This is a genomic window from Neisseria sp. 19428wB4_WF04, from assembly GCF_015235335.1.
In the GTDB taxonomy this organism is placed as follows: domain Bacteria; phylum Pseudomonadota; class Gammaproteobacteria; order Burkholderiales; family Neisseriaceae; genus Neisseria; species Neisseria musculi.
Genome location: NZ_JADGLG010000133.1, coordinates 1 through 765, shown reverse-complemented (window position 1 = coordinate 765; position 765 = coordinate 1). Strand labels below are relative to the sequence as shown.

Here is a 765-nt window from a genome sequence, read left to right as displayed (position 1 = left end):
GTTAACAAAACGACATAACTCTTTTTGCCGGTGCGCCGAATCCTTAAACGGATGCTTGTCATGCCACATTTCCATTAAGGTACGGACAACCCGCCCGGCTTTACCATTGGTTTGCGGCCGGGCAACACGGGTGAATTTTTGGCTTATGTTGTTTGGCACACAGGCAATGCCAAACGGGTGCCCCGCATTGTCACGATATTCCGCACCGTTGTCGCAATAGGCGCATTCGATGGTATAGGGACAACAATCTATCACATCGCGCAAAAGAAATTTGGCTGCGCCGGCTGCTGTACGGTCCGGCAATATCGCAGCATACCGCTCGCGGGAAAAATCATCAATGGCAACAAACAGATAATCCAGATGGTCGGTTGCTTTTTGGTTTTGTAGCAAAGGCAGCCGTTTGGTATCGAAACGAACCGTTTCGCTGGGATAGGATTTGTTATAACGCTTTGCCTGTTTTTTGAGTTTCTCTTCGATTTCCCGCTCGACTTTGACCAGGCGTTTCATGCCGTATTTGGTTTATTTAAAGCGGTTGTTGGTGCTTTTTTGCGGGGTGGGCAGCCGCAACCGGGCTGCTTTGAGTATACGGTAAATCGTTACTCTGCTGACACGGTAGTGTTGTGCCAACGAAGTTACACTGAATTTTGTCTTGTGTATAAGCGCGTCAAATGGCCTGGCGGTTATGCGGGGTTAGCCGGGTATTTTTATGGATATTCATGCAGTATTGTCTTTCAAATACTGTAAACAACGCTAGCTTTTACTACA

At 47.6% G+C, this 765-nt stretch carries 1 pseudogene; it reads right to left on the bottom strand.

The features are described 5' to 3' along the window. Window positions 1-718, bottom strand: a pseudogene (locus tag IR141_RS12630) (IS481 family transposase); the annotation flags it as partial. Window positions 719-765: the final 47 nt, after the last annotated feature.